Source organism: Paenibacillus sp. OV219 (assembly GCF_900110075.1).
In the GTDB taxonomy this organism is placed as follows: domain Bacteria; phylum Bacillota; class Bacilli; order Paenibacillales; family Paenibacillaceae; genus Paenibacillus_Z.
On record NZ_FOCJ01000011.1, the window covers coordinates 84,927 to 107,489 of the forward strand.

The 22,563-nt window shown below is 52.3% G+C and carries 25 protein-coding genes and 1 pseudogene; 17 read left to right on the forward strand and 9 right to left on the reverse strand.

The window, feature by feature from the left end:
• Positions 1 to 26 precede the first annotated feature (26 nt).
• Together BMY11_RS23320 and BMY11_RS23325 are read right to left on the reverse strand one after the other, a co-directional pair.
• The gene (locus BMY11_RS23320) at positions 27 to 1,007 is read right to left on the reverse strand and encodes an ornithine cyclodeaminase family protein (protein ID WP_090581898.1); all 981 of its coding nucleotides are present in this window, start codon (positions 1,005 to 1,007) and stop codon (positions 27 to 29) included.
• Between the two features lie 202 nt (positions 1,008 to 1,209).
• Positions 1,210 to 1,491, reverse strand: a complete 282-nt coding sequence (locus tag BMY11_RS23325; protein WP_256217726.1) for a transporter — start codon at positions 1,489 to 1,491, stop codon at positions 1,210 to 1,212.
• Positions 1,492 to 1,673: 182 nt separating this feature from the next.
• Here BMY11_RS23325 and BMY11_RS23330 point away from each other — a divergent pair, with 182 nt between their 5' ends.
• The 6 genes from BMY11_RS23330 to BMY11_RS23355 all read left to right on the forward strand — a co-directional run bounded on the left by BMY11_RS23330 (position 1,674) and on the right by BMY11_RS23355 (position 7,805).
• Entirely contained in the window at positions 1,674 to 2,375 is a 702-nt protein-coding gene (locus BMY11_RS23330; RefSeq protein WP_090581899.1) for a response regulator transcription factor, read from the forward strand.
• Positions 2,341 to 3,366, forward strand: a complete 1,026-nt coding sequence (locus BMY11_RS23335; RefSeq protein ID WP_090581901.1) for a sensor histidine kinase — start codon at positions 2,341 to 2,343, stop codon at positions 3,364 to 3,366. Before BMY11_RS23330 ends, BMY11_RS23335 begins: the two co-directional genes overlap by 35 nt.
• Positions 3,367 to 3,411: 45 nt before the next feature.
• A complete protein-coding gene (locus BMY11_RS23340) occupies positions 3,412 to 4,170 on the forward strand; it encodes an ABC transporter ATP-binding protein (RefSeq protein WP_090581903.1) in 759 nt (252 codons plus the stop codon).
• The gene (locus BMY11_RS23345) at positions 4,170 to 6,263 is read left to right on the forward strand and encodes an FtsX-like permease family protein (protein WP_218150213.1); all 2,094 of its coding nucleotides are present in this window, start codon (positions 4,170 to 4,172) and stop codon (positions 6,261 to 6,263) included. The genes BMY11_RS23340 and BMY11_RS23345 overlap by 1 nt, the downstream gene beginning before the upstream one ends.
• Positions 6,264 to 6,371: 108 nt before the next feature.
• Positions 6,372 to 7,334 carry a DMT family transporter gene (locus BMY11_RS23350; RefSeq protein ID WP_090581905.1) on the forward strand — a complete coding sequence of 321 codons (963 nt, stop codon included), beginning with the start codon at positions 6,372 to 6,374 and terminating at the stop codon, positions 7,332 to 7,334.
• Between the two features lie 78 nt (positions 7,335 to 7,412).
• Positions 7,413 to 7,805 (forward strand): VOC family protein, encoded by a 393-nt coding sequence (locus BMY11_RS23355; protein WP_090581907.1) that lies wholly within the window; start codon positions 7,413 to 7,415, stop codon positions 7,803 to 7,805.
• Between the two features lie 71 nt (positions 7,806 to 7,876).
• Here the strand turns inward: BMY11_RS23355 and BMY11_RS23360 are convergent, their stop codons facing one another.
• Positions 7,877 to 8,503, reverse strand: a complete 627-nt coding sequence (locus BMY11_RS23360) for a DUF975 family protein (RefSeq protein ID WP_090581909.1) — start codon at positions 8,501 to 8,503, stop codon at positions 7,877 to 7,879.
• A 138-nt stretch (positions 8,504 to 8,641) separates the two neighbouring features.
• Here BMY11_RS23360 and BMY11_RS29770 point away from each other — a divergent pair, with 138 nt between their 5' ends.
• The 4 genes and pseudogenes from BMY11_RS29770 to BMY11_RS23375 all read left to right on the forward strand — a co-directional run bounded on the left by BMY11_RS29770 (position 8,642) and on the right by BMY11_RS23375 (position 10,124).
• Positions 8,642 to 9,124, forward strand: coding sequence for a PH domain-containing protein (locus BMY11_RS29770; RefSeq protein ID WP_177182791.1), 483 nt, complete (start codon positions 8,642 to 8,644; stop codon positions 9,122 to 9,124).
• Positions 9,112 to 9,216, forward strand: a pseudogene (locus tag BMY11_RS29490) (AraC family transcriptional regulator); the annotation flags it as partial. The gene BMY11_RS29770 and the pseudogene BMY11_RS29490, both read left to right, overlap by 13 nt.
• 106 nt (positions 9,217 to 9,322) lie before the next feature.
• Positions 9,323 to 9,676 carry an ASCH domain-containing protein gene (locus BMY11_RS23370; RefSeq protein WP_090581913.1) on the forward strand — a complete coding sequence of 118 codons (354 nt, stop codon included), beginning with the start codon at positions 9,323 to 9,325 and terminating at the stop codon, positions 9,674 to 9,676.
• A 58-nt stretch (positions 9,677 to 9,734) separates the two neighbouring features.
• On the forward strand, positions 9,735 to 10,124 hold the full coding sequence (locus BMY11_RS23375; protein WP_371262927.1) for a hypothetical protein: 390 nt from the start codon (positions 9,735 to 9,737) through the stop codon (positions 10,122 to 10,124).
• A 22-nt stretch (positions 10,125 to 10,146) separates the two neighbouring features.
• Here BMY11_RS23375 and BMY11_RS23380 read toward each other — a convergent pair whose 3' ends face one another.
• Positions 10,147 to 11,340, reverse strand: coding sequence for a GGDEF domain-containing protein (locus BMY11_RS23380; protein ID WP_090581917.1), 1,194 nt, complete (start codon positions 11,338 to 11,340; stop codon positions 10,147 to 10,149).
• 103 nt (positions 11,341 to 11,443) lie between these two features.
• On the opposite strand from BMY11_RS23380, the gene BMY11_RS23385 reads away from it, so the two are divergent.
• On the forward strand, positions 11,444 to 12,082 hold the full coding sequence (locus BMY11_RS23385) for a hypothetical protein (protein ID WP_090581920.1): 639 nt from the start codon (positions 11,444 to 11,446) through the stop codon (positions 12,080 to 12,082).
• Here the strand turns inward: BMY11_RS23385 and BMY11_RS23390 are convergent.
• Entirely contained in the window at positions 12,074 to 12,295 is a 222-nt protein-coding gene (locus BMY11_RS23390; RefSeq protein ID WP_090581922.1) for a hypothetical protein, read from the reverse strand. The genes BMY11_RS23385 and BMY11_RS23390 overlap by 9 nt on opposite strands.
• A gap of 172 nt (positions 12,296 to 12,467) precedes the next feature.
• Here BMY11_RS23390 and BMY11_RS23395 point away from each other — a divergent pair, with 172 nt between their 5' ends.
• Positions 12,468 to 13,910 carry a MerR family transcriptional regulator gene (locus BMY11_RS23395; protein ID WP_090581924.1) on the forward strand — a complete coding sequence of 481 codons (1,443 nt, stop codon included), beginning with the start codon at positions 12,468 to 12,470 and terminating at the stop codon, positions 13,908 to 13,910.
• A 29-nt stretch (positions 13,911 to 13,939) separates the two neighbouring features.
• Positions 13,940 to 14,959 carry a phosphotransferase enzyme family protein gene (locus BMY11_RS23400; RefSeq protein ID WP_090581926.1) on the forward strand — a complete coding sequence of 340 codons (1,020 nt, stop codon included), beginning with the start codon at positions 13,940 to 13,942 and terminating at the stop codon, positions 14,957 to 14,959.
• Between the two features lie 171 nt (positions 14,960 to 15,130).
• Here the strand turns inward: BMY11_RS23400 and BMY11_RS23405 are convergent, their stop codons facing one another.
• Entirely contained in the window at positions 15,131 to 15,421 is a 291-nt protein-coding gene (locus BMY11_RS23405) for a transporter (RefSeq protein WP_090581928.1), read from the reverse strand.
• Positions 15,422 to 15,471: 50 nt separating this feature from the next.
• Positions 15,472 to 15,861 (reverse strand): hypothetical protein, encoded by a 390-nt coding sequence (locus BMY11_RS23410; protein WP_090581930.1) that lies wholly within the window; start codon positions 15,859 to 15,861, stop codon positions 15,472 to 15,474.
• Between the two features lie 167 nt (positions 15,862 to 16,028).
• On the opposite strand from BMY11_RS23410, the gene BMY11_RS23415 reads away from it, so the two are divergent.
• The 3 genes from BMY11_RS23415 to BMY11_RS23425 all read left to right on the forward strand — a co-directional run bounded on the left by BMY11_RS23415 (position 16,029) and on the right by BMY11_RS23425 (position 18,838).
• On the forward strand, positions 16,029 to 17,033 hold the full coding sequence (locus tag BMY11_RS23415) for an asparaginase (protein WP_177182792.1): 1,005 nt from the start codon (positions 16,029 to 16,031) through the stop codon (positions 17,031 to 17,033).
• A gap of 78 nt (positions 17,034 to 17,111) precedes the next feature.
• Entirely contained in the window at positions 17,112 to 17,864 is a 753-nt protein-coding gene (locus BMY11_RS23420) for a glucosamine-6-phosphate deaminase (RefSeq protein WP_090581932.1), read from the forward strand.
• A 5-nt stretch (positions 17,865 to 17,869) separates the two neighbouring features.
• The gene (locus BMY11_RS23425; RefSeq protein ID WP_090582087.1) at positions 17,870 to 18,838 is read left to right on the forward strand and encodes a D-2-hydroxyacid dehydrogenase; all 969 of its coding nucleotides are present in this window, start codon (positions 17,870 to 17,872) and stop codon (positions 18,836 to 18,838) included.
• 139 nt (positions 18,839 to 18,977) lie between these two features.
• Here the strand turns inward: BMY11_RS23425 and BMY11_RS23430 are convergent, their stop codons facing one another.
• Positions 18,978 to 19,877, reverse strand: coding sequence for a LysR family transcriptional regulator (locus BMY11_RS23430; RefSeq protein ID WP_090581934.1), 900 nt, complete (start codon positions 19,875 to 19,877; stop codon positions 18,978 to 18,980).
• Between the two features lie 122 nt (positions 19,878 to 19,999).
• Between BMY11_RS23430 and BMY11_RS23435 the strand changes: the two genes are divergently transcribed.
• Positions 20,000 to 21,106, forward strand: coding sequence for a branched-chain amino acid aminotransferase (locus tag BMY11_RS23435; protein WP_090581936.1), 1,107 nt, complete (start codon positions 20,000 to 20,002; stop codon positions 21,104 to 21,106).
• 50 nt (positions 21,107 to 21,156) lie between these two features.
• Here the strand turns inward: BMY11_RS23435 and BMY11_RS23440 are convergent, their stop codons facing one another.
• Complete coding sequence (locus BMY11_RS23440) at positions 21,157 to 22,482, reverse strand: amino acid permease (RefSeq protein ID WP_256217727.1); 1,326 nt, start codon at positions 22,480 to 22,482, stop codon at positions 21,157 to 21,159.
• Positions 22,483 to 22,563: the final 81 nt, after the last annotated feature.

Sequence of the window (22,563 nt, forward strand, 5' to 3'; positions counted from 1 at the left end):
ATGACTCGCTCCTCGACTAGACTAAGCTAGATTGAAATGGATGTGCCCTTGCCTTGCTGTTTGGCTTGTTCAACAATATAAGCTGCTGCCGCCAGATCCTCAACCGCGAGGCCGAGCGACTTGAACAGCGTAATCTGCTTGTCCGACGTGCGGCCTTCCACGCGCCCGAGTAGTGCTTCACCGATCTCGCCGACGATGTGACCTTTCCCGATCTCGCCTTCTTGCAGCGGGATCAAGTAGTCGCCGGCTTCGCCCTCCGCGGACTCGCGTCGGTCGACATATAGCCTCGACCGCTGCACAATCGCGGAAGCGAGCTCGCGGTCTTTCGCCCGGCAGGCGCCCACCGCGTTAATGTGCGCGCCCTCGGCAATCCAAGCATCGTCCAAGACCGGCGTGGTCGAGGACGTTAGCGTACAGATGATGTCGGCGTCCGCGACTGCCTGCTGGGCGGAGCCGCAAGCCACGATTTCGAGCCGCTCGCCGTACCGCGCGCTCATCTCGCCTACGAACCGCTGCGCGTGCTCCGCACTGCGGCTCCACACGCGGACGCGCTCGATCGGCCGCACGAGCAGCAGCGCCTCGAGATGGCTGCGCGCCTGCTCGCCCGTGCCGATGAGCGCAAGCGTGCTCGCGCCAGGCTTCGCGAGCAGCTTCGTCGCGGCTGCGCTGACCGCAGCTGTGCGGATGGCGGTCACGCGCCGCCCATCGACGACCGCGTTCACGGCGCCAGTGGCCGCGTCGAACAGCGTAATGATCCCTTGATGCGACGGCAGCCCGCGGTCATGATTATGCGGGAAGACGCTGATCAGCTTCGCGCCGACGATCTCCTGGCGGATCAAATAGGCGGGCATGAGCCCCATGAGTCCGCCTTCCCGGACGGGAACGACGGATCGTAGCTGCTGCTCCGCTTGTCCGGCGGACAAGTCTTGGAGAGCGGTTTCCATAAGCGTAATGCATGCTTCCATCGTTAATAATTCGGATACTTCGTCACCGTTAATGACTAACATGCTGCGCTCACCTGCTTATTTTCATGTTAATTTGTTTAATAAATTAACTTTTATTGTATGCGAACCGAATAGGTACCACAACCCCCGCAGCACGAACAGGTAGGGTCGAAGAAAGCCCCGATTACTCGGGGCTTTCCAGCCGAATCAGGATGGACGGCATGTGAGGTCTTCTAGTCTTCGCCTTCTGCGTCAGCTGTCCCCCTTAGAACAACGTAGGGATCGGCGGACATGTGGAAGCTTCAATGAATCTGGAATCTAGTCCGTAATAATACCAATAGGATCCGCTCCATCTATAGCCTGTCGTGCCGTTGATATCGACCATCGTAGGATAGAACCAGAAGCTTTCGCCATTTCTTAGCCAAACATAGGTGTATTCAAGGATACAGTCGATGATGTAAGAAACCTGAGGCTTCGGAGGGACATAGGCTGGTGGAGGAGAGGTCGGCGGTTGCCGCATGGGCTGAGGAAATCCGAACTGAGGCATAGCATCGCTCCTTATCGAGGGTAGGCATGCATAGCTAGCCATTCCTACGCTATCGTACGTAGGTGAATAACCATTTGACTGTATTGCTGCCTAGTAACCCTTGCGCCGCCCCGGCAAAAAATGCCATCATAAAGGTAGCCGAGTCAATCGGCACAGGTTTAAAGCAGAAAGCGAGCAAACCTATGACCAACATCCTTCTCATCGAAGACAACGAGCAGCTTCAGAAATATATAACCGAATACTTGAGCGCCTACGGTTTCCACGCACATATCCTGCAAGACTACGATACGGTGTTGGATACTGTTGCCGCACTTGCGCCGAAGCTGATCTTGCTCGACATTAACTTGCCGAAGTTTGATGGATTCTACTTCCTGAAGCTTATCCGGTCGCGCTACTCGACTCCGATCATCGTTCTCTCCGCACGCAGCGAAGAGAGCGAACAGATTCGCGGCATTGAGATCGGGGCGGACGATTACGTGACGAAGCCTTTTGCAATTGGAGTTCTCGTGGCCAAGATCAATGCGATCCTCCGCCGCGCGGAACAATCCAGCCAGCCTTTAGCCTCCAGCACGGAGCTAACCTTCGGACCGCTCTCCCTATGCACGGATACGATGCGGGCGAAATACCGCGATTCGTCGGCGGAGCTGACCCGCAACGAGTTCCGCGTGCTGCGGCTGCTCATGAAGAGCGCCGGGCAAATTGTGACGCGCGAGCAACTGCTGGAGGAGCTGTGGGACGACACCAGCTTCGTAGATGATAATACACTGACGGTGAACGTGACCCGGGTGAAGAAGAAGCTGGCTGAACTCGGGCTTGGCAGCGTCATTAATACGAAAAGAGGCGTAGGCTATGTTCTGGATCAGACTTCTGGGCCGGACGCTTAACAGCGAGCGGAAATCGCTGACCTTCTATCTCATCAATACAATCGCACTTATCTTTATCTATAATCTGCTGCTGCCTTCGGTTAGCATTGGATATCCGCTCTGCATCAGCATGACGATTCTGCTTGTTTTCTTCGCTCAACGCGCCTTCGCGTTATACCGCTTCGAAGAAACACTTCACGATGCGAAGTTCGGCATCGAAGTAAGCGGCGAATCGGACGCAGATAGCAAGAAAGAGCAGCGCGTGCTGGATACGATTGACGAGATTCACGCGGCGTACCGGGACAAGCTGACCGAGATGAACGATAAGCTGGACGGGCGCAATGCGCTGTTCTCGCGCTTCATCCATAACATGAAGACGTCAGTCGCAGTCATTGAGCTTGCCGCTGTGAAGCAGTCCGCAGATGTCTTGACTGACATTGCTGCGGAGAACGAGAAGCTGAAAGCGAGCCTCGAACAATCTCTGAACCTGCTGCGGCTCGATGAGTTCTCGAACGATTATGTGCCGGAATCGCTTGATCTCTATGCGCTGGTGAATGCTGTCATTAACGAGAAGCGCCGCGAGTTTATTTATGCCGGGATTTACCCGAAGCTTAGCGGCGGAACCGTCTACGTATATACCGACCGCAAGTGGTGCGCCTATATGCTGGACCAGATCATCACGAATGCAATCAAGTATAGCGAGCGTGGAAAGAACGTATACTTCGAGATAACAGAAGGCATGGAAGGCATCGATGCCAGCCTCAGCATTCGCGATGAAGGCGAAGGGATCGCCCAGGAAGATGTACCTCGGGTGTTCGAGCTGTTCTTCACAGGGCGGAATGGGCGCGCTAATCCGAATGCGACCGGCATTGGGCTTGCTATGGTCAAGCATATTGCGAAGAGACTCGGGCATGAGGTTAGTCTGACATCAACCGTAGGCGAGGGCACACGCGTGACGATTTCTTTTCTTACAAAAATGCAAGCTTATCGTAAGTCGAATCCATTTCTGTGATTCGGCTTTTTTTCTATGATAAAGGCATAACGGAGGTCGATAACAATGAACGACATGATCCAGGTGGAGAACCTGACGAAAGAATACCGTTCCTTCAAAGGGGCGAAGGAAGTGAAGGCGCTGGACCAGATTAGCTTCACGGCGGCGGCGGGGGAGTTTATCGGCATTATGGGACCGAGCGGCAGCGGCAAGACGACACTGCTGAATATGCTGTCAGGCGTTGATCATCCTACATCCGGCGAGGTGACGATAGCCGGCAATGCGATGGACAAGCTCAAGCGAGACGAGCTGGCATTGTTCCGCAGAAGGAATATCGGTTATGTGTTTCAAGACTTTAACTTGCTCGATAGTCTCACACTGAAGGAAAATATCGCACTACCGCTTATTCTTGACCGGACCCAGCCGCAAGAGATCGAGCGTCGCGTCGATGAACTGATGGCGTTCTTCGGCATTGCGGATTTGGCTAGCAAATATCCGTACCATGTATCTGGTGGCCAGAAGCAGCGTGCGGCGGCAGCGCGGGCGATTGTGACGAATCCGGCAGTCTGCTTCGCCGATGAGCCGACAGGCAACCTCGATTCCAAGTCCGCCGCCGACATTATGGGCATGCTGACACAGATGAACGCGGAGCGGTCAAGCACTATTCTCATGGTGACACATGATCCGTTCGCAGCTTCTTATTGCAAAAGAATTATTTTTATCAAGGACGGCCAAATCAATTTGCAAATTCAAAGCTCCGGTGACCGTAAGGCGTTCTTCGACAAAATCCTTGAAATCTTGAGCGTAATGCGAGGCGAAGCCTAATGAATCTGACGTTCCGGCATATTGTGAATCAGAATTTGAAATTTAACTTCAAACGTTTCATCTCCTACTTGTTCGTCAATGGCTTCGTCGTGGCGGTGCTGTTCATGTATGGCAGTCTGCTGTATAACAAAGTGCTGGCTGAAGATGCTTCGACGAAATTGATGATGGATTATATCGGCATTTGTACATATGCCATTATTCTGTTTAGCGTGGTGTTCGTCGCCTATACGGGCATTTACTTCGTAAAATCAAGGGGCAAGGAGTTCAGCGTCTATCTGACCCTTGGCATGACCCGCCGCGATCTCATTCGGATGATCTACGTCGAGAGTCTCGTTATCGTGGCAGGCTCCGCGGTGAGCGGCATCGCCCTCGGGCTGCTCCTTTCCAAGCTATTTTATTTGATTCTGGGCCGAATACTCGGGCTATCGACCTCCATCTATTTCATCAGCGGCAAAACCTATCTGCTTAGCCTTGGCGTGTTCGGTGGCGTTTTCTTGTGCAATATGCTGTTTACGAGCGTGTTTATCCGCAGGCTCTCGATCATTCAGATTGGGAAGGCGGGCAGCACCAAAGGGCTCGCGAAGACACGGCCGATTATTGGCTTCTTATCGATTATCGCAACTGTTGTGGCGATGTACACATTCGATGCGGTCTCTACCGGAGACACCTTGTTTGGCTACACGATTGAGGCGCAATACCGTTCGCCTCTTATAGTCGGTTCGATCTTCACGGTCTTTGTGGCGTTATATTTTGTCATTCCGACCTGCATGGATGTCGTTCGGTTGGTCATGGGGATGTTCCCTTCTCTGTACAACCGCAATCTGTTAATTATGACGAATTTGAAGCATCGCTTCGTCGCCTACAAAGTGTCGCTGTACATCGTATCGCTTCTTATATGCTGCGCCATTATGAGTATGGGGTTCGGCTTGTCGTTCTACAGTTATACGCATAAGACGATCGGTCAAAATCTTCCGTACGACTTCATGATTGAATCCGGCGGCGGCATAAACAAGGTGAGCGAGGCTGAGGTGAAGCAGATTGTGGCCAGCAGCGGTGGTGAGCTCAGCGATTACAGCTCGCTTCCGTATATCTATGATGAGAACTATCGGGATTACGGCACGAGGTTCAATCATGACTACACGGACACCATCGTTATAAGCGAGTCCAATTTCAACCGGCATACTGGACTGTCCGTCGATGTAAAGCCGGATGAGCTGTTGCTCGTCTACAATCAGAATTCATACGCGGAGACATCCGTCGACTATAATACGATTATGACGATCGAGCCGTGGCGGCAAGGCTCCGAACGGGCTAATGCTTTCGAGGCGAACCAGATAAGCAAAGAAGCCTTTCTCCAGTCGCTCGGCAAGTCATCTGCGGTCAAGCTGGAGTTTCAGCGGGAAAAGACGCATGCGATGGTCGAGCATTTCATCAATTCCTATGGCGACGTTGAGTTTGAAGGCGTCATGGCGAATGTCGTGGACGATTCCGTCTATGCGAAGCTTGCGCCTCATGTGGCGGAGTACACCGCACATCAGTTTAACCTGAAGCGGGGCGACGGCGAGAAGGTGTTCGCGAGCATTCTGGATGCGCTTCGAGCGAGCAACCATGCGGATAGCAGTCTGTGGGCGAGCACGGATACGCAGTTCGGCAATAAGGATCAAGCAGAAGCGCTGCGTCCGATCTATAAGAAGGAACGGTATGACATCGCGTTCAAGATCAACGGTCTGCTCTTCTTCTCCCTAGGTTTCCTAGGCATGCTCTTCCTGCTGTCCTCCAGCGTCGTGCTGTATTATAAGATGGTTACCGACGTCGATGAGGAGAAGGAACAGATCGCACTGCTGAAGCGAATCGGGCTGACAGTGGCGGAGTGCAAGTCCTATCTGCAGATGCATCTGGCCGTCGTCTTCTTCGCTCCGCTCGTTATTGGCGGCATTCTCGGCATTTACTTCCTATCGTTCGCGTGGTCAGGCGCCAACATGGCTTGGTTTCTGTTTGGGCGAGTGGGCCTTATGTACGGAGCGTTCGCGCTGCTCGACGTGCTCTTCTATATGGCGCTACGGAAGAAGTTTTTCCGCAGCGTGCGGATTTAATCAGCGGCGATGCTGGACAAATACCGGAACTTCTTATTTAAGAGGTCCGGTATTTTTGTTATAGTGAATAGATATTTTATAAAATTGAGCTAGTCGGGAGCGGCATCTATGAACAAACAAAAACAGCTTCAATCCAGTCTGTTACTGCTAATTACAGCATTTATCTGGGGGTTCGCCTTCGTTGCCCAGCGTCAGGGCATGGAGCATATCGGTCCATTCACTTTCAATGCAGTCCGTTTCGCGCTAGGGGCGTTATCGCTCGTGCCGCTAATGCTGATACTGGATAGAATAGCAGCACGGACGCCAAAATCGTCAGAGACGAAATCGGTGGAGTCAAAATTATCGTACCGAACTGCGGCCAGATCCGGCCTTATCACGGGTGTGGTCCTCTTCTGCGGCGCAACGCTGCAGCAAATCGGCCTCGTCTATACGACAGCAGGCAAAGCCGCCTTCGTTACAGGTTTATACATCGTTATCGTGCCCTTCCTGGGGCTCTTCCTGAAGCAGCGGCTGAATATGAACAGCGGGGTCGGTGCAGCGCTAGCTTTGGTCGGCTTGTATCTGCTCTGCATGACGAACAATCTGTCGCTTAGCAAGGGAGACATTTACGAGCTCGTCGGCGCTTTCTTTTGGTCGGCGCACATTCTGCTAATTGATCATTTTTCGAGTAAGACGGACGTCATTAAGCTATCCTTCTTCCAGGTCGTTACTTGCTCCGTATTAAGCTTCATCGCTGCATTCGGGACGGAGACAATCACGCTGGACGGTCTGTCGCAAGCGCTTGTTCCGATTCTATTCGGCGGTATTGTCTCCGTAGGAATCGCGTATACGCTGCAGGTAGTGGGGCAGAAGAATGCACAGCCGACGCAGGCTGCAATCATTATGAGCATGGAGACGGTGTTTGCGGTCATTGGTGGCTATCTCATTCTGGATGAGCTGCTTGGCATGCGCGGCATCGTCGGCTGCTTACTCATGCTGACGGGGATGATCATACCGCAGCTTCCGCAGTTCAGATTGTCGCGTGGCGATGGCCGGCTGACAGCTTCGAAGACGAGTACGGAATCGCGTTAAGCTGGAGAGGAATTCGGACGTCGCGTGTCGTATTCTTACGGCAGCAGTTATAATCCAACAGGAGAAGGAGTTGTCCGAATGTCAGCAGCAGAAGCAAGGGCGATGATTGCACCTTGGCTGCTCGTCCATCACGCGGATGAGGCAGCGGCTTACTATAAAGCGGCGTTTAGCACAGTTGAATTGCACCGGCTTGAGGGTGATGGCGGCAAGCTGGAGCTTGCGCAGTTAGCCGTCCAAGGCGCGGAATTCTGGATTCAAGAGGATGCCGAATTTGATCCGGCTGCTGCGACTACGGCTGGTCGTGGGCTAGCTCGGATGATCTTGACGGTTACTGATCCTGATGCCCTGTTCAATCAAGCGGTGGCGGCTGGCGCTGTGGTTGTCGTGCCGATGGAAGAAGCACACGGCTGGCGCGTGGGGCGCATTGCCGATCCATTCGGCCATCATTGGGAAATCGTTAAACCGATTTAACAATTGCAGAGCATAAATACAAAGACAGAGCACAGCGTGATGAGCGCCAGTGCTCTGTCTTTGTTTGGCGGCTAGACTTGGCTGAGGTAGCCGTTATTGCCGCTTGCATTGTGCCCAGCACGCAGTTCTTCGTAGAAGTGCGCGATGGACGTATAGTAATACGGTCCGAGCCAGAGGAAGCCGATGCCGAGCGTCAGGATACACAGCAGCCCCCAACCGATGAAGGAGAGGTTCAGTACAAACAGCCGCCACTTGTGGCCAATCATCAGCTGCTTGCTCTGGCTAATGGCTTCAAGCGGTGACAGGCTCGGATTGTCCCTAAGCAGGAACTGTGCTTGCGAATACCGCAGTGCTGCGATAATGCCGGGAATAATGAATAGGAGCGTCCAGAGCACGGTGAAAATCATCGAGAGGATATAGAGTATGAATGTCTCTTTGTACCGTTTATAGCCGCGGAACAGGCCGTTCGCATCGGGCAGCTGCCCTCGGGCATAGTCCAAATAATGATTATAAATCCCGTATCCAAGCGGCGCTTCAAGCAGAATTCCAATCCACCAGCCGATGTAGTCGATATTGCGTGTGACCATGTTGATGAGGCTGCTAACAACCATGAACAGCAAGAAGTGCAGGACGGCTGGCTTCCAGTTCCCGGATAAGCTCTGCCTTGCTTGCGCGCGGATTTGTGGACGAGTGAGCATGAATGGGTTCCTCCTGATTACATAGGTTTTGGTTCATTGTATGGCTGTGGTTGTCCTGATATGAGCTTGGTATGATGATAACTGCTAAAATAAGATACGTAAACAGCGAGAATGCGTTGCATAAAGGAGCTAATCCGGTTGAATCAAGAAGAGAATAGCCTGTACGAGCTGCCAATGAGGGCTAAGGCTGCTTATAAATGGTACGTACATTTTAGCTTTGGGTTTATGATCGCTTTATTTATCACTGCAATTCTGGTTCTTAGTGACGATCCAGCTAAAGCTATGGAAAACCTTGTATTTGAAGTGAGTGCTGTTGTAGTGGCGTATTTCTGGCTTCTCATGTTGATCAGAAAACCATACCTCGTCCTGACCGATTCACATATTGAGTACCGGTGGCTCTATGGGCATAAGATTGTCGCTTGGGCGGATATTGAACGGGTGGCGTTCCACTGGAAAGCGAATGTGCTCTTTCTCAGCATCTGGGCAAACGAGCACGGTGCGCGCCGGTCGGTCTGGGAATGGCTGGACTGTATTACCGGGAGGGATTACAGTTTTAGCATCGGAGTTTCGATCTTCCCATCCGTCGATTTCGAGAAGCTGTTCCTTGCTATGAACAGGTGATGGGGCCGGAGATGCTCTGGAACGCAGATAAAGATACGACTTCGCCGACCTTCCGCAGCGAGATCTGGATTCCGGTTAAGCGTAGGTCGTAAGGAATTCCGATAGGCAAATTTGGCGCTGCGTGCATATCACTCCATTCAATTAGGCAATCTACTGAGGTTAAATAATGAGATTGCATCATGATGGAGGGAAAGTAAGATGTCGAATAATACGGACGAGCAGACCGAGCTTCCTCCTAAGACCTGCTCTATTGAGCGGTTAGTCACGGTGAAGCCGGATGTAGAAAAAGTCCTTGCAGGTGTCAAAACATCACAGCGGCGCAACGGGCGTTATGCCGATGTCGGCGAATTGATGGAGCTGCAAGGGCATCATTTTGTCGTTGAGAAGGTATATTCGCAGTCTCTCGGCGAGCTGACGGATGAGCATGCAAAGCAGGAAGGGTTCGAGAACGTGGAAGATTACAAGCAAACGATTCTATCCTACCACAAAGGAATGCCGTGGCTGCCGCATATGCGCGTGTGGGTGCATGAATTTCGTCCGGTGCAGGAGTAGCTGCTAGGTGATTAGCTGGTATTCGCTGCTGCTTTACATCCACATTTTAAGCGCGATTATGTCGATAGGACCTTTCTTTATCTTTATACCGGTCATTAAGAGGCTCCGGTCTGCGGAAGTGCTGGAACAGAACGCCTATCTGAATACGTTTCGGTCAGCTATTCGTCTTGCTAAGCATTCAGGGCATCTGCTTGTCGTATCCGGGCTGTTGCTCGTCATTGTCGGCTCGTGGGCCTGGTCAACCTCATGGATCGTCATGACCATTGTGCTTCTAGTCGGGTCGCTGCTTTTCTTGGCAAGGGCGTTCTCTCCGAAAATTCGCAAATTTCAAGAGCCGGGACAGGATAAGGAACGGATTACCCGGCTGCTGAACCGCGCGGTCTGGATCTATCTGGCGCTTCTGCTCATCATGCTTGCATTTATGGTGATGAAGCCGACAATTTGGTGAAAATAACAGAAGGCCGGGCTCCTCATACGAGAAGCTCGGCCTTCTGTTCGACATGCAACTGGCTGCGGGACATGCGGTTGCGTCCGTTTCGTTTGGCGTGGTATAGCGCCTTGTCGCAGCTAGTGTAGAGATGCTCGATTCGTGTTTTCGGATTTGGAATGACTGTGATAACACCCAAACTGATTGTATAGGTGAGGGGGACTGCGCCAAGCGGTGTCGATTGGCTTATTTTTTGCATAATGGCTGAAGCCAGATTATCGGACTGCACCTCGTTATGACCCGGCAGCAGAATTCCGAATTCATCGCCGCCATAGCGCACGAACAGATCAGCCTCGCAGAGATAGGACTTAATCTGATGAACCAAATCCTGCAGCACCTGATCGCCTGCGTGATGCCCATGCGTATCGTTAATTTGTTTGAATTTGTCGATATCAAATAAGAGATAGGATACCGGAGTGCCCTGTTTCACTGCAAGAAGAATCGCTTTATCCGCATAGTCTGTAAAGGCTCTGCGGTTGAATGTGTTCGTCAAGCTGTCATAGCTCGCCAAACGGATAAGCTCATGGCTGGCTTGATCCTTCAGGAGCAGGACAAAGCCGGTACTGCTGAGAACAAGGGCAAGATAAATGGTCATGATGGAGATGAGCTGATATGAGCTCGGATGGTACAGGCTTGTCCAGTTCGTAGCATGCCAAGCGGACATCCCTCTGTATAAGAAAGCCACCATAACGACCATATAAATACTGCCGATGATGCGCATTAAGATGCTGGCACCTTGCTGCACCGCGGCGCGGCAGGTCGGGAGCAACAGAATCCCCATGGTCATCGAAACGCAAACAATGCGATAATGCTCCTCGTTATGGAAGAGGTACACATATTGAAAGCTAGCGATGCATATCGCGGTTATGAAGAGATAGAGCTTCACTAGCTGCGGATTAGGCGTATCATGAATGCGCAGCAGGGCGATAACTTCCAGCGCCAAGCCGAACAGCATGAGAGAATTGGCGATTGAGATCGACAGCAGATCCGAAATATTGTCGCGAAATACCGCTAGGAACCATCCGGTAGTTTGGGTTGCTTTTGACGTGAGAAACAAGATCTTGATCGTATCCATCTTCTGTTTATCTCGCCAATACGCAGCGATAAGCAGTAAGGTTAACAGATAGCCAATGCCAAGAGCTGTTGTAATCGTCTTCATATCGAATAAAATAGGCATGATGAAGTCACCAGCTTGTGTTGTAATTTATTACTAAGGCTACTCTATTATAGCAAAAGCAGGTGTGCTGTATATAAAAGCTTCTGGCAGGGAGGAACTAGAGTTGCAACTATTTCGCATGAAGGTTCAAGCAGAAGGCAAGCATCCGTTATCTGAATATGTCCAGAATCATTATGTTCGCTTTGGCAGGCAGCGCCTTGGCGACCTTAGCCTTATAGCTGATTACGCAGAGCTGGCTGCGAAGCTGGCGAAAGTCTGCCCGCTAACTGAGGTGCAGCAGCAGACAGCTATGCATATGTTGTTCGCGCATGTTATGCAAGACGGTGACTATATTCTCGTCAGTGATGGCGAGCGTACATACTTAGGTGATCTTGGCGACTATTACTATGTCGAAGAGTGCGATACGGAGGAGGAAGACAGCGGCCATCGGCGAGGTGTCACGTGGCTTCAACAGGTGGATGCGGGCAATGTTCATCCGGAAGTAACGGCTTTCCTTGAGCAAGACGGAGAGATCGGCCAGTTTCATCGCCCGCTGAGCCGCGAGCAGCTGGATCAATTGCTAGTAAAGCCGGCTGCTCCTACTGCTGCGAGCTGGATCGACGCCGAGACGATCTCGGAAGCGGTCGCGATTCTAAAAGAAGCGATGCAAAGTAAGGATATCGAGCGGCGGGAGCGGGCGGCGATTGCATTGCTGCAAGCGGCTGCTCAACATCACTTGCATCGACCAGCCTCGTTAGAATAGGACGGTATACGTCTTACGGGAGCGTCTGCCTCGAAGCGATCTGCGGATAAGCAAGGGACCGATCATGCTGCCGAACATGCCTATCATGACGGAGTGCAGCGGCAGCTTGATCATATAGTAGAGCGCGGTACCACCGATAATATCGATGACGATGAACTTCTTGATTTCAGACATTGGAACAACGACGACGACAAATTCCTGTTTGGTTGTCATAAGCAGCACCCGGCCTCCTTGAATCATGTCTCCATGCAAGTGTATGGCATGTGGCCTTGTCCAATGTCCGCCGGGTAGTGGCAGCTGCAAACGAACGCTTAATTTGGAAGTTAAAAAAAACGATTGCCCCTCACGTAGCGTGATGGATTAGGATGTAGTTGGAGGTGATGATGTGCTGTACAAAGTTAAGGAAGTTGCCGAAATGGTAGGCATTAGCATACGCACCCTGCATCATTATGATGAAATCAAATTGCTAGCGCCTCAATCCGTGAACCCATTTGGACATCGTCTTTACACAGACCGAGAATTGGAACAGCTTCAGCAGATCTTGTTCTTCCGCGAAATCGGACTTCCTCTGCACGAGATCAAAGCTATTATGGACAGTCCCGATTATGATCGCAAACGAACACTAGCAAAGCATAAGGAGCTGCTATTCCAGAAGAAGAAGCGTCTGGAGGACATCATTGCCACAGTGACCAAATCGATTCACTCTATGGAAGGTAGGTATCAAATGAGTGCTAAAGAGATGTTTGCTGGCTTCGATCTTAAGGCGGTCGAAGCCAACAAGAACAAGTACGCTGCACTAGGCAAGGAGCATACTTTAGCTGTCAATGTGGATGGTACGGTTTGGGGATGGGGCAACGTTGGCAGGGCGAAGAGTGAAGATGGAAGCAAGCCTACTTTAATCAAATTACTATCTCATGTTGAAGGGATAGCAGCCGCCGTTCACCACTCGTTCGCTGTAAAATCCGACGGGACCGTCTGGGGATGGGGGAAGAACACACACGGTCAGCTTGGCACCGGTACGATCGACAATTATGTTGACACTCCCATTCAAGTGGAAGGTATTCATGATATTGCTGCGGTTTCAGCAGGCGTATTCCATACGTTAGCATTAAAAAAAGACGGCACCATCTGGACATGGGGACCCAATTGGTATGGTCAGCTTGGAGATGGAACTGTTGATGCAAGTGTATCGCCCATGAGGATCGAGGGAATATCCGACGTTAAAGAAGTTGCAGCCAATTGTTTTCACTCCATGGCGTTAAAAAACGACGGAACGGTATGGCGTTGGGGCGCCTTTGGCGATTGCACAGACCCTTACCCAATCAGAGATGAAGTTCGGACACCTACACAAATTCCTTCGCTTGATCGAATCAAACATATCTCTGCAGGTGGTTGTCACGGAACGGCTTTGAGAGAGGATGGCACCGTTTGGACTTGGGGCTTCAACCCAGAGGGGCAATTAGGTGATCGAACATTCGATGCCAAATGCTCGATCATGCCAAGAATGGTCATTGGACTTACTGATGTTCAAACCGTTGCAGCAGGGGGGCGCTTTACACTGGCGCTTCGCAAGGATGGTACTGTTTGGTCATGGGGCAGCAATAACTTCGGTGAACTTGGAGACGGGTCATATGAAAATAATAGATCAGCGAAACCTATACAAGGGTTAACGGATATTATCCATATCGCCGCAGGTACGAAGCACGCGATGGCGCTTGACAAGGATGGCAGCGTATGGCTTTGGGGGAGAAATTCCCAAGGGCAGCTAGGTGATATCGTCGAAGCCTCGCACAATGTGCCATTCAAAAGTTTTGCAATACATGCGTAAACATACGTTCCATCTAATTAGGAGGCATCATGTACGAGAACCTAATCAAAGATCTATTACTAGAACAATATTCGCTGGTTGCTGAGCAGCTCGAGTTAATTTCCCACAGCAACAAAATGGTTTATAAGGTTATTCTTTCAAACAAGGAACAATATATGTTTGATCTCTTCGTTAAGAAGGAACAAGAAGACACGACGTCAAACGATGAGAACAACAAATACTATACGCCTGAAGCCATCGCATCTGAAGCGCGTATCCAGCAAATTTTGAATGAAAATTATCCAGAGCTCAAATCTCCATCCCCTGTACGGAATAAAGACGGCCAATTGCTATCTTTGATGACGCTCAATGGAATAAGTACGCAATGCTTATTAAGAAATTTTATTCCCGGCGTTGAACTGACACAGTACTCCCCGGAATATGCAAATCAAGCCTATGGCGCAGGAGTAGTAGCTGCCAAGCTGCACCAATGCTCGATTAACCACATGCAGAACGAATACAGCAAAAGACCCGTTCATAGACAGCAGCATGTACTAAAAATAATCAATACCATAGAACGGGGCATTGAGGTAGGTACGATTACACCTGCTCAATATACGATCGTCAAGGATGCGCTCAGTTTCATCATTCAAAGAATGGACGAGATGGATCAGAACCCGGAATATATCGGTATCGTTCATACGGATTTGCGTGATGCGAACCTGTTAACCGATGGAGAGAATGTGATTCCTATCGATTTCGGGAGATGTATCTACGGCTACCATTTGTATGACATAGGAGAAATGTGTGCGCATATGGGAGGAGAAGGCAGCATTTACTGTGAGTCTATTATTAAAGGCTATCACTCTATACGCAAGCTGAGTCATTTCGATATTGTCGCTATTGAAGGATTCAAAATGTTGTTTATTTTGAGTGTTGTCGCAGAATTCATCTTGCAGACGGAGAATTCCTACGTTTATGATACGCTCAAAAGATTAACCGAGAATGATCTCGTACACCTGCTCGCGGGTGAACCGGTTATTCCAACCATTAGAAGTGTAATTGAATAGGGTCCGCATATCGTTGTACGACTGAGATGTGTATGGGAAGATAGCCAATACAAATATCCCCTCTAAGTGGCACTCGAACCTTCATGATACCATGAAGGTTTTTTTGAGTGTCTACTTGAAGGGGATAGTACCATTGCCCTCCTGGGCATACAGTTTTTTTACAATAAGGATTTATACGCAGGTAAATGCGTCGATGCGGTTCAGGTCGAAGCCGGAGAACATCCAGAAGAATCCGTTCCAGCGGAAGCCCGATATCGAAGTCCGGCCGATGAAGATCGGATAGAACCAGAAGCCAGCTCCATTGCGTGGCCAAATATACGTATGGCGGAACATGCAGCGTGAGATGGCTCCCGGATCAATGGCCAGCGTCGATGTGAGCGGCCTAATTGGAACGGTTGACGGCGGTGGTCCTGCTGGTGCTTGCTGTGCCCCTTGCGGTCCAAACGGCGGGGTAAATGCCATAATTGTTTCACTCCTTAATAGACTGTCTGGTTAGTTATCAAAGCTGCTGCTTATAGCAACGAGATGGCAAGAAGGTTAAACAGTACGAGCGGCAGCACGTTGTTATAATGGATTGGCGGTCCTCCTGGGAAGAAAGCGCGGTCGCAGCCTTCGTTCGATAGACAGATGAATAGAATGCCACGGTGGCAGGACACGATATGCCCTTCGAACACGTCGCCGTCGCAGGTTTCGACTTTCACGAGTCGGTGGACGTGATCCGCGCATAGCTGATGGAGATGATCCTTCACTGTTTGCATCGTACGTTGGACCTTCGCATCACACTGATAGATTGGCTTGTGGCCATGGTGTGATTTATGCTCATGCTGGGATTTTTGCGCGTTGTTCGATTTATGCTCATGGTGTGGCTTATTTTCCTGGTTTGCCGATGCTTGCGAGTTCATAGCTTGATACCTCCGTTTACGATCATGGAGCATTCTATGCAGAAGCCTAGCAGGGCGTTACGGAGATTCTCAGCAAAATAATCGTTATCGAAGCAGGCAACATGCCAAAATGCTAGAATAATAGAATAGCTGGAAATTCATCTAATCGATGGGAGTGGGGAATGAAAATGTCAGACGTGCTAGTGGAAGAATCCAGAGGTGAAATCGTGGAAAATGTGCATCGCGGGCGAATTTGCGGTGTGAATGATAAAGGTGAAGTGGTTTATCTGGTTGGCGATATCGAGCAGCCGACCTTCTTCCGTTCGTCGGCGAAGCCGCTGCAGGCGTTGCCTGCCGTTGCGCGCGGCGTGCAGGAGCAATTCGGGCTGACGGATGCGGAGCTTGCGCTTATGGCGGCATCGCACCGGGGCGAGTCGTTTCACATCGAGGCGCTGGAGTCGTTATCGCGTAAGATCGGCCTCGTGGAGGACAACCTGGTCTGCTTGCCGACTTATCCGCTGAGCCCGGAAGAGCGTGACAGCCTCTTCAAGGACGACAATCCGAAGCGGCGCATTTACCACAACTGCTCGGGCAAACATTTCGGCATTATGGCGCTGTGCAAAATGTTAGGTGTTGGCACGGACGACTATTGGGAGAAGGAGCATCCTGCGCAGCAGGAGATTCTGCAAACCGTTTCTGTGCTTGCGGACTACCCGATTGAGCATATTCAACTTGGTGTGGACGGCTGCGGTGTTCCGGTCTTTGCGCTTCCGCTCAAAAATATCGCGACAGCGTACATGAAACTCGCCTGCCCGGATCTGATCGAGGACGCAAGCCTGCGTGCTGCGGTTCAGCGCCTGACGGAAGCGATGAATGCAGAGCCTCAGATGATCGGCGGCTCGAACCAAATCTGCTCCACGCTGCTGCGCGACTCGAATATCGTAGCCAAAGGCGGGGCGATGGGTGTGTACTGCTTCGGCCTTAAGGAGGAGCGTCTCGGATTCGCGCTGAAGGTGAGCGACGGCTCCCAGGACGAGTGGCCGCTTATTGTAGCGACCATTTTGCAGCAGATCGGGTACCGCAAGCAGGAGACAATCGACAGCATGCTGCAGCTAGCCGTGCAGAAGGTCATGAACGATAACAACCGCATCGTTGGCGAGAACAAAGCGGTGTTTCGTTTGCAGCAGGTATAAGCGAGAAGGACAGAAAACGTGAGTACGGGAAACGGGAATACGAGAATACGAGAATACGTGAAGGAGTGGTCATGAACGATGAAGTTTGAAGTGATGACGACAACGGAGATCGCGGCTCGAATTGCAGATTCGCTCGCGGCGCAGCTGAAGAGTAAGCCGGATTCTGTGCTGGGCATGACGACAGGCTCTTCGCCGATCAAGTACGGCATCTTCCAGGAGTGGATTCGTAGGGAGGAAGCGGGGGAGCTGGATTTTGCCGAGGCAACCTTCGTCAATCCCGATGAACTGATCGATATCCCGCCAGATCATCCGGAGAGCTACCGCACCTTCATGCAGGAGCAGCTGTTCCAGCATCTTCGCACGAAGCGCAAAGCCGCTCATATTCCGGACGGTTCAGCGACGGATCTCGATGAGGAGTGCAAGCGGTTCGACCAAGTGCTTCGCGACCTGCAATTCGTCGATTGGCAGCTGATGGGGCTTGGTCTGAACGGGCATATCGCCTTCATCGAGCCTGCAGACGCCATTCCTGTGACCACTTACGTTGCGGATATCTATGAACAGAATCGTCCGTCTGGCTCCGTACATTTCCATACACCGGAGGAAGTGCCGAGCCGCACGATTACGATCGGTCTCGAGGCAGTCATGAAGGCGCGCTCGATCGTGCTCGTCGCAGCCGGCGCGAACAAAGCGGATATTGTTGCGGAGGCGTTCCAAGGTCCGGTGACGACTCGTGTTCCAGCGTCGCTGCTGCAGCTCCATCCGAATGTAACGGTTATTCTTGACGAGGGATCTGCGAGCAAGCTGACCTTGCAAGCGAGAGGAGTGCGATGAACGCGATGAGTGGTGTAAAGCTGTTATGCCTGGATGGTTTGACGGAAGAGCAGCAGGAGGCGATACGGCTCGCTGCGCCGGATGCGGAGATCGTATTCGGGCAGCCTGGAGCCGAAACCGATGATGTGTATTACCAGGAAGCGGAGATCATCTTCGGCTGGGATGCGAAAGTGAAAGGCATCGCGCTGCAGGAAGGGACGAAGCTGCGCTGGGTGCAGGGCTGGTCGTCCGGCATCGATAAGATGCCGCTTCAGCAGTTTGCGGCGCGCGGCGTCATGCTCAGCGATGCCAGCGGCGTTCATGCGAGGAGCGTGTCGGAGACCGCCCTCGCCATGATGCTCGGCCTCTCGCGCGGCATCGCTGCGGCCGTCCGCAATCAACAGAGCAGCGTATGGGAGAGTCCGTATACGCTGGCTGAGATGAACGGCGGCACCGTCGCCATTGTCGGTGCGGGCGAGATCGGCCGCGAGGTCGCGCGGCTTGCACGCGCATTCGACATGCGCGTCATTGCGGTTCGGCGCTCGGGCGGCGCGATGCCGGAGGCCGATGTCGTGTACGATACGGGCCGCTTGGACGATGCGCTGCGGGAGGCGGACTATGTCGTGAACATTTTGCCGCTGACGGAGGAGACCCGTCATCTGTTCCATGCGGAGCGGTTCGCTGCGATGAAGCGAAGCGCGTATTTCATCAATGTCGGGCGCGGCGGTACGGTGCGGACTGAGGATCTGGTGGAGGCGCTCCATCAGGGCATCATTGCGGGCGCGGGCCTCGATGTGTTCGAGCAGGAGCCGCTGCCGGTCGGTCATGCGCTATGGTCGCTGCCGAACGTCATTCTGACCCCGCATAATTCCGGCGGTCACACCGTGCGAAATGCGGAGCGGCTCGTGAAGCTGTTCATCTCGAATCTGCAGCATTACTTGGCGGGCGAGACCTTCAGCATGCGTAATGTTGTCGATTATTCGAAGCAGTACTAAGTAGGCACACGGGGCTGACTCTTGTCACAAGGAGTCAGCTTTTTGTTAACATTTTAGAATTTATAAGTTTCACTTGTACAAGTTTCTATAATGTCACCGCGAAACGTCAGCTTTTGCCGAAAGGACGGCGAAAGTCCGTTTACACTTGTTCCGCTTCAAAGCACGCGATGAAGTGCTTCGCTCTGCGTGAGAGCTTCTGATCCTTCAGCCATACGATGCCGACATCCGATTCGATATGAGCATCTCGCAGCTCCAGTACAGTCACTTGGTCCGACGGGAAGGAAGCGATAACGGACTTCGGGAACACGGTGACACCAATACCCGCCGCGACAAGCGACATAATAATCGCAACGCTGGAGCATTCGCCGATTAAATTAGGTTCAAGCCCTTTGCGCTTAAACTCTTGAACGATGTGCTCGTGCATGCGAATCGTCTTGTCCGTCTTTAAGGTGATGAAATCGAACTTGGCCAGCTCTTCGATGCTGATCGCATGATCGCTGGAAGCGGGCGCCCAGGCAGCAGGCAGAAGCGCGACATAAGGGTCAGACGGGAGCGGATGCACCGCCAGCCGCGTCGGCAAAATATCCGATTCAAAGGGCAGCCGTGACACGACGAGCTCAATCGCGCGGTTATTCAGCATTTCCCCGAGCGCGTAATGGTCGCCCTCTGCGATTTTGTAAGTGACGGAAGGATACTTCCCTCTAAACAGCTGAATTGGCCCCGGCAGAATCGACACGCAGGAGACGACAGCGCCAATCGAGAGCGTTCCCCTTACGCCAGCCTCGAGCTCCTTCACTTCGTTCACCGTTTCATCGAGCTGCAGCAGCAGCGCCTCTGCTTTACCCTTCAGTAATTCACCCGCCGCGGTGAGCGTTAGCTCCTTATGTCCCCGTTCAAAAAGCTTCGCACCGAGCTCCTCTTCCATCAGCATGAGCTGGCGGCTTAATGGCGGCTGTTCCATATGCAGTAGCTTGGCTGCCCGCGTAATTTGCTTCTCCTGCGCGATCGTCAGGAAGTATTTGAGCTGTCTAATGTCCACAATTACTGCCTCCTCTATCACATACTTTGAAGGTATGGATGATCGACCTAATAGATATTTTATATATACCTCTCGCGGTGGTAGGATGCAATGACAATCTACAGTGAGGGAGAAATGGAAGCATGACAAGCCGTATGATCCGAATCGAACAAAGCACGAATTTGAAGGCGAAGCCGCCGCAGGGGGAGCTTGGTTTCGGGAAGTATTTTACCGACCATATGTTTATGCTCGATTATGAAGCGTCGCAGGGCTGGCATGATGCGCGTATCGTTCCTTACCAACCGCTCACACTGGACCCGGCAGCCAAAGTATTTCATTACGGACAGACGATCTTCGAAGGGTTAAAAGCATACCGAGGCAGCGATGGCTGCATACGGCTGTTTCGCCCGGAAGCGAATATAGCAAGGATGAATCGTTCCAATGCGCGTATGAGTGTGCCGCAATTGGACAGTGAGCTGTTCCTTGCCGCGATAGAGCGGCTAATTGAAGTCGATGAAGCATGGATTCCATCGGAGCCGGGCACTTCGCTCTATATTCGACCTTTCGTCATTGCGACACAGCCGGTGCTGGGCGTTGCTCCGTCCGAGCAGTATCAGTTCGCCATCATCATGTCGCCCGTAGGCGCGTACTATCCCGAAGGCATTAATCCGGTCCGTATCTTTGTTGAGTCCGATCATGTCCGTGCCTCCGTTGGCGGGGTTGGCGAAGCGAAAACAGCGGGCAACTACGCGGCTACGTTCATGTCCCAGCAGACTGCGAAGGAAGCGGGCTACACGCAAGTGATGTGGCTGGATGCGGCGCAGCATCGGTTCATTGAGGAAGTTGGCAGCATGAATGTGTTCTTCTGCATGGGCGGCAAAGTATGTACGCCTGCCTTATCAGGCAGCATTCTTGCAGGGATTACGCGCAGCTCCGTCATTCAGCTTCTGAAGAGCTGGGGGATAACTGTGGAGGAGCGGGCGATCTCGATTGAAGAAGTTTATGAGGCAGGTCGAGCCGGGATATTGGAGGAGGCGTTCGGCACCGGAACGGCGGCAGTTGTGTCGCCAATCGGGGAGCTGTGCTGGCAAGGCGAGCGGCTCATTATCGGTGCTGGTCGCACAGGCGAGCTGTCTAAACGGCTGTATGACACGCTGACGGGCATTCAGTACGGAACCGTGGAGGATCGGTTCGATTGGATGAAAGATATTGATTTACAGGGGATCATACGTTCTGATATTATGGAATAAATTAGTAATAAGAGACTTCCGGCAGATACGAGTGCAGCACGGACTGGCCTCTAGTGCTTGTGTCTCGCGGCGACCAGGCGAGAGGCGAGCAGCACGATGATGATGAGCGCTGCGCTTAAGCCAAGGCCGATACGCTCATTGCGGTGCAGCAGTGCGCCGGAGATGGCGATCAGGATGAACCCGATGCCTGCGTATGCGGCGTATGGATGAGCGATTGTGCGGTGTGGCTTTTGAGCTGGATGTTGCTTGGCTTGCAGCTTCAAGTAGGAAGCCAGAATGAGAACCCAGTTCAAGATGAGCATGACGCCTGCTGCCGTTGTGACGTATTCGTACATCGTGTTCGGCAGCGCGTAAGAGCAGCCGATGGACACGGCTAGAGCGGCTGCGGTTAGCAGCAGCGACTTCCATGCGACGCCTCTTCGGTTCAGCTTGGCAAGCCCGCGAGGTGCGTCGCCGTCTTCGGCGAGGGAGACGATGATGCGGCTGATGGAGAAGAGAGCGCCGACCATGGTGGAGAAGGCCGCGCTTATGATGACGAGATTGAACAAGGTATCGAGATACGGAATGGAGAAGGTCGACAGTGCGGTGACGAATGGACTGGTCGCTTCGCTGAGCCCGCGCCAATCCGCCATTCGCAGCACCAGGTATAGTGCCAATACATAGATGAGCACAAGCGAGATGAGCAGTGCTATACCGGACTTTATGATATCTTCTTTGCGTCTTAGCTCTGAAGCGGTAACGCCGACAACTTCGATGCCGCCGAAGGAGAAGAAGATGATGACCATCGCTGACCAGAGCCCTTTGACCCCGTGCGGGAACCAAGGCTGTACGCCGGGTGAGGCTGTCGCGACGGTTGCGGCTGGATGAATAGCGCCGAAGATGAAGAGCGCACCGAATAGAACGAAGCCGACCAGAATCGCCAGCTTGACGATCGCGAAGGTGGATTCCACTTGGCTAAAGTTGCGGACGCCAAGGAAGTTGATGCCGAAGCCGAGCGCCGCATAGGCGATGGAGAATACGCCGAGCGGTACGCCCTTGAACCAGTACTCCGTGAAGGTTGATAGGGCGACAATCTCGCTGGACATGATGAGAACGCCAGACAGCCAGTACACCCAGCCGGACAGGAAGCCTGCGGAGCGACCGAACGCTATTCTGGCGTAGGCACGGAACGAGCCGGATTGCGGATCATTTGCCGTCATTTGGGCAAGCGATGCGAAGACGATGAACGTAGTGACCCCAGCGATGATGTAGCCGATGAGCACCGAGGGGCCAGCAGTTCGGATCGACAGACCCGTTCCGAGGAAGAAGCCAGCTCCGATGATGGACCCGACGCCAATCAGCGACAGCTGCTGCCACGATAATCCTTTCTCATGCATAAGATCAGCTCCATCCATAGATTCTGTAGTATTGGTAAGTATGCCAACAGTTGTAAGTATGTCCGGGCGGGGCGGCTGTTA